This window comes from Archangium sp. (genome assembly GCF_036389735.1).
In the GTDB taxonomy this organism is placed as follows: Bacteria; Myxococcota; Myxococcia; order Myxococcales; family Myxococcaceae; genus Archangium.
The window spans coordinates 1-6320 of record NZ_DASVWK010000002.1 but is presented as its reverse complement, the minus strand read 5'-3'; the positions used below and the strand labels follow the sequence as shown (position 1 = coordinate 6320).

The following is a 6320-nucleotide window of genomic DNA, read 5'->3' as shown; positions in this document are numbered from 1 at the left end:
TGAAGAACCGCTGTGTGAAGGCCGAGCCCTTCCCAGCGGTGCTCCAGCGCCAGGTGGACAAGGTGGAGCAGCTCGCGCGCCGGATGTTCCGCGGCCCGGACATGCCCTCCGGCTGGCACCTCAACACCTGCCTGGTGAACTTCTACGGCAGCCGCCTGGAGGACGGGCGCTGGGTGGACACCGCGCGGGTGGGGGAGCACAAGGATTTCGAGCCGGGGCCGGTGGCCTCGCTGTCCTTCGGCGAGCGTGCGCTCATCCAGTTCGTCACCTCCTCGCGCCCGGGCGAGCGCGACGAGGTGGTGCTGGAGCAGTGGCTCGATGACGGCTCGCTCCAGCTCTTCGGCGGGGCGCGTTGGAAGGAGCAGACCTTCCACCGGGTCCAGCGGGTGGACACCCGCGCCGGCCACCTCCTCGCGCCCGAGCTGCCGGATTTCAAGACCCGGCGCATCAACCTCACCTTCCGCTACGTGCCGGACGTGCACGTGACGCCCTTCGCGCTGCTGTCCTCCGAGGCCCGCGAGGACGTGCGGTCCTACATGGAGACGCTCGCCCAGGGCAGTGCCTTCTTCCGGGCGGAGCTGGAGCGGGCCCCGAGCTGAGGACCTCCCGCCCCCGGCTCACCACAGCCCGTGGGCCTTCAGCAGCGCTCCGCGCGAGGTATCCGCCTGCCGGGACGCGCGGAAGAGCTTCGCGGCCACCTCCGCCGTCGGATTGGCCCACAGCCATTGTGCGCGGCCCTCGTGAAGCCCGACGGCGCAGTGGATGAGCGAGGTGCGCAGCTCCTCCGGGGAGTCGAGCGGGAGGTGCTCGAGGAGGAGCGGATTCTGACTGGTGAGGAAGCACTGACGATCGTCCCGCTCTCTCAGGCAGGCCTCGACCCAGCGCGGGTGCAGGCCATTGGCCAGCTCATCCGCGATGACGAAGTCCTCGTTGACGTCCAGGTAGTAGAGGAAGGACAGCAGCCGTTTCTGTCCATGGCTGAGCTGTTCCTGCGACAGCACCCGGCCATCGCTTCGGGTGAAGCTGAAGCCGAACTGGCCGAATTCCAGACGTCCACCACCCTCGTAGCTCTGGTTGCCCAGCAGCTCCACCCGGAGCCTCCCGGTGGAAAAGCCCGCCAGGGCGATGAACTTCGCCAGGAACCCCTCGCGGACATCCTCGGGGAGGATGTCGATGATTCCCGTCCGCGGCCCCCGCTCCGCCCGATCCCGGAGCAGTCCCGGCATCCACGTGGGCAGCCCCATCAACCCGAGGGGGAACACCTCGTCGCCCCGCTTCTCCATTCCGAACTGGCTCTTGCCTATCTGGGTGAACGACCCGAGCGACTCGTCGAATCGCGTGGGGGCCAGCAGGAAGGTGCGGCGGAGGAGCTCCTTGAGCCGGTCCTTCACCCGCGGCTCCAGGTATTGGGCCGTCATGAAGAGGAGGATCCACACGGTGCGATCCAACAGCGACCACCGCATGGACTGGGACCAGGCGGACTGTCCGTCCACCTCCCAGGAGGCGCCCGAGGCATCGGCGCGCAGCACCATCCGCGAGGCGGGCGCGTCGAGCTGGAGGACCAGCTCCATGAGGGGCTCGAACTCGGGCACGGGCTCGGGGGTGCGCAGCGGCAGGAGCGCCGAGCCGCTTCCCACGGGCCGGGAAGGGGAGTGCTGCTCGTTGCGGACGGAGATGTGCAGCGCCATCCCCGGGAAGGTGAGCTCGTACTCCAGGGAGAACGCCTCGTGGATGAGCCCGGAGAAGTCGGAGCCGAGGACGAGGGCGAGCAGGTCCAGCAGCATCGTCCTGCCGGTGCCGTTCTCGCCGAGCACCAGGGTGGATGACGGGCCGAACACGAGCTCGGAGCCGGGAGCGACGTCCCGGTAGCGGTGAATCTTCAGCTTCGTGAGCTTCATGGCGCGAGGATAGCGGCCCAGGCCCTCCGGTTCACGGCCTCATGGCGGGCTGCGTTCATGATGAGCATTCGCGCGAGCGCAATGCCTCACACCGAGAACAGGCCCGGAGGCGATTGGCGCCCTGAAGGCAGACAAAATCCGCATGTCTGTCAAAGCCGCTCCTCCGCCGGTCCGCGCTCTCTCCACCCGTCTTCTTGCTTTATGAGAATTCGCGAGAGGGCCGCGGCGAACAGGGCCGCTGGGGTATCACGAATGATGACCATGCTGGAACTCTTGGTAAGCAAAATAAAAGTCTGCCTACTTGACTTGACAAGGGCATGCCATGACGCGTCAAGATTGTGAGTGTTTGCTGGCGGACTCTCCGTCCGTGCACAAGCCCAGGCGTAAGGGCCGTCTCAATCCAGGAACCGCCCTCCATGCCTGCACCCCCCATGAAGCAGGAGTCACCATGAGAAGACAGATCACCCACGCGCCCGCGCGGACCATGTCTCGCAAGAGAACACTGGCCGCGGTGGTCCTCACGCCCTGGTTGGCGCTACAGGGCTGCGCGAAGAACGAGGAGCAGACGACGGGCGCTGTTGGAACGTCTTCCGTCGGCCAGCAAAAGCGGTTCATTCGTACCGGCACCAACGCGAGCGCCGAGGTGCTGCGCACCGAGGACGGGGCCGAGTACGTGGCGGGCCAGCTGGTGGTCCGCTTCAAGACGGGTACGAGCACGACGCTCACCTCGTCCACCCACCTCAAGCTGGGGGCGAAGGTGCTGCGCACCTACCGCATGCAGCCGGAGCTGCAGGTGGTGCAGGTGGACGAGGCCTCGCTGAGGGACGCGCTGGAGGCCTACCGCGCGGATCCCCGCGTGGACTACGCGGAGCCCAACTTCGTCTACCGCATCAGCACCCTGCCCAACGACACCCGCTTCGGCGAGCTGTGGGGCATGCACAACACCGGCCAGTCCGCCGGTACGCCGGACGTGGACATCAACGCGCCCGAGGCGTGGGACCTGACCACCGGCAGCGACACGGCCAGCGTGGTGACGGTCATCGACACCGGCGTGGACTACACGCACCCGGATCTGACCGCCAACATGTGGGTCAACCCCGGGGAGATCGCGGGCAACGGCCTCGACGACGACGCCAACGGCTACATCGACGACGTCCACGGCATCAACGCCATCACCGGGACGGGCGATCCGAAGGACGACCACGCGCACGGCACGCACGTGTCGGGCACCATCGCGGGGCGCGGCAACAACAGCCTGGGCGTGGCGGGTGTGAACTGGACCGCCAAGGTGATGGGCTGCAAGTTCCTGGACGCGGCGGGCAGTGGCTCGCTGGATGACGCGCTCACGTGCCTGGACTACGTCCACATGATGAAGACCCGGGCCACCAACCCGGTCAACATCATCGCCACCAGCAACTCGTGGGGCGGGGGCAGCTACTCCCAGGCGATGTACGACTCCCTCGCGGTGCAGCGCGAGGACGGGACCCTCTTCGTGGCGGCGGCGGGCAACGACGCCCTCAACAACGACACCGCGACGGCCCCCAGCTACCCGGCCAGCTACTTCCTCTCCAACGTCATCTCCGTGGCGGCGCACGACCGCACGGACAAGCTGGCGACCTTCTCCACCTATGGGCGCCGCACCGTCCACGTGGCCGCGCCGGGCGTGAGCATCCTCAGCTCCGTGCTGGGCGGGTCGTACTCCGCCTACGACGGCACCTCCATGGCCACCCCGCACGTGTCGGGCCTGGTGGCGCTGCTCAAGGCGCAGGACCCGAGCCGCGACTGGAAGCAGCTCAAGAACCTGGTCCTCACCGGCGCCGTGAACTCGACGGGCGCCGTCGGCAAGACGCTCACCGGCAAGCGCCTGCGCGCCGCGGACACGGGCGGCAAGGGCTCGCTCACCTGCGCCGATCAGGTGCTCAACACCCGGGTGCGCCCCATCGCCAGCACCGTCAACGTGACGCTGCAGCAGCAGCCCGTGCAGCTCATCGCCTACAACATCAAGTGCGATGCGCCCAACGGCGCCCCCACCGTCACCGTGATGCCCGGCGGCGGGACCATCACCCTCACGGACACCGGGATGAACGGTGACCAGACGGCGGGCGACGGCCTCTATACCGGCTCCTTCGAGCCCCAGGCCACCGGTACCCACACGCTCACCTTCCCGGACGGCGAGACGCTCACCGTCAACGCGACGAGCGGCTACGTGGAGAACCCGGAGCCCTTCGCCTGGCGCACCATCACCGGCACCAACCTCAACCTCACCGACGACAGCGTCGCCACCATCACCTCGCCCTTCGGCATTCCCTTCGGGGGAGGCACCGCCGTGACGAGCCTGACGGCGGGCATGAACGGTGGTCTGCGGACGGGGAGCAACACCGCGTTCACGTACAGCAACGTCGCGCTGCCCTACACCTCCTATACCAGCCTGGTGGCGCCCTTCTGGGATGACCTCTTCCCGGGCCCCACCGCGGCCGACAACGTCTTCTGGGCCGTGACGGGCACCGCCCCCAACCGCGAGCTCGTGGTGGAGTGGCGCAACGTGCACCACCGCACCACGCGTACCGTCACCCCTGCCGACACCGTCAACTTCCAGGTGGTCTTCTTCGAGGGCAAGCCGGACATCCTCTACAACTACAAGGACGTGGTGGTGGGCAACACCTCGTACGACAAGGGCGCCAGCGCCACTGTCGGTGTGCAGGTCAACGCCACGAACGCCACCCAGCGCAGCCTCAACACCGCGTCCCTGGAGAACGGGACCTCCATCCGCTGGACGATTCCGGCGCCGGCCACCGCTCCGGTGGTGTCCGCGGTGACGGCCTCGCCGACGACGCTGGCCGAGGGTGACTCGCTCGACCTCAGCGCCACCTTCAGCGATCCGGACGGCGACAGCGATGCCCCGTACCGGGTGGACTTCGACCTGAACTATGGGGGCGCCACGTTCACCGTGGGGACCTCCGAGACGGCGAGCACCCCGGGCACCGTGACGACCAGCACGACGGTCGGCTCCAGCGGCACCGTGAAGGTGGCCGCGCGCGCGGTCGACCGGCGCGGCACGCGCTCGGCGGTGATGACGGCGCCTGAGACCCTGACGGTGACGGACGTGGTTCCGGTGCTCTCGGCCATCACCGTGCCGGAGACCCTCAACGAGAAGCAGGCGGGCTCCTTCAGCACCTTCTTCACCGACCCGGGCCTGGACGCGCCCTGGCGCGTGCAGTGGGACTGGAACTACGACGGCGCCACCTTCGCGCCGGACGAGACGATCTCCGTCACCAAGGCGGGCCCCGTCGCCGTGTCGCACGCCTTCCCGCAGGACGGCACCTACTCCGTGGCCGTGCGCGTCACCGACAAGGACGGCGTGCTGAGCAACCTCCAGGTCGTCACGGTCAACGTGGCGGACCTCAGGCCGGTGCTGGACCCCATCACCACCCCCGCCGCGCACATCAAGGAGAGCCAGACGCTGGAGTTCTCCGCGAAGTTCACCGACCCCGGTGACCACTCCAAGCCGTGGCGCGTGCAGTGGGACTACAGCTACGACGGCACCACCTTCAACGTGGAGAGCGAGACGTCCGTCACCGTCGACGGTGTTCAGCGCGGCAAGAGCTCCATGCAGGACTCGGGCTCCTTCACCTACGCGATGCGCGTGGTGGACGCCGACGGGAGCATGTCCGACGTGCAGACGCTCGACGTCGTGGTGGACGAGGTGCATCCGGTGCTGTCCGAGTACACGGCCCGGCCCCTGTCCAAGTTCGAGGGCGAGCCGCGCACGGTGGCCTTCAGCCTCAAGTCGCTGAGCGGCGCCGATGATGCCGGCATGGATCCGGTGCGCAGCTACCTCTGGGACTTCGACGGCGACGGCACGTTCGACTACCTGAGCTACACCCCGGACACGATCTTCACCTACCGGAACAACCCGGCGGGTGGTGACACCTACACCGCCATCGTCCGCGTGGAGGACGAGGACACGTACTCCGAGGCGAGGGTGTCCGTGGTGGTCCGCAACGTGGCGCCCACCCTGGCCACCCTGGCCGATCAGGGCGTCAACGAGGGCCGGATGCTCATCACGCGCGCCCAGGCCAGCGACCCGGGCAACGACGCCTTCAGCTTCAGCCTGAGTGGCGCCCCCGAGGGCATGTCCATCACCTCCGACGGCCTCATCGTCTGGTCGCCCAGCTCGGCCCAGGCCGGTGAGCCCAGCAGGGCATACGCCGTCACCGTCACCGTGACGGACGAGGACGGGGCCTCCTCCTCGCAGGTGGTCACCTTCACCGCCCGCAACGTGGCGCCCACCCTGGCCGCCATCGCGAGCCGGACCGTCAACGAGGGCAGCCAGCTGTCCGTGCGTGCCCAGGCCACCGACTCGGGCAACGGCACGCTCAGCTACAGCCTGAGTGGCGCCCCCGAGGGCATGTCCATCACCGC

Annotated in this window: 3 protein-coding genes; 2 read left to right on the top strand and 1 reads right to left on the bottom strand. The window is 68.2% G+C overall.

Annotation, left to right across the window (positions count from 1 at the left end; genetic code table 11):
- The coding region (locus VF794_RS00040) for an alpha-ketoglutarate-dependent dioxygenase AlkB (protein ID WP_331106447.1) at positions 1-599 on the top strand (599 nt) is incomplete at its 5' end.
- Between the two features lie 18 nt (positions 600-617).
- Here VF794_RS00040 and VF794_RS00035 read toward each other — a convergent pair.
- A complete protein-coding gene (locus VF794_RS00035) occupies positions 618-1898 on the bottom strand; it encodes an AAA family ATPase (RefSeq protein WP_331106445.1) in 1281 nt (426 codons plus the stop codon).
- A gap of 448 nt (positions 1899-2346) precedes the next feature.
- Between VF794_RS00035 and VF794_RS00030 the strand changes: the two genes are divergently transcribed.
- Positions 2347-6320: S8 family serine peptidase (locus tag VF794_RS00030; RefSeq protein WP_331106443.1), on the top strand; the 3974-nt coding region annotated here is incomplete at its 3' end.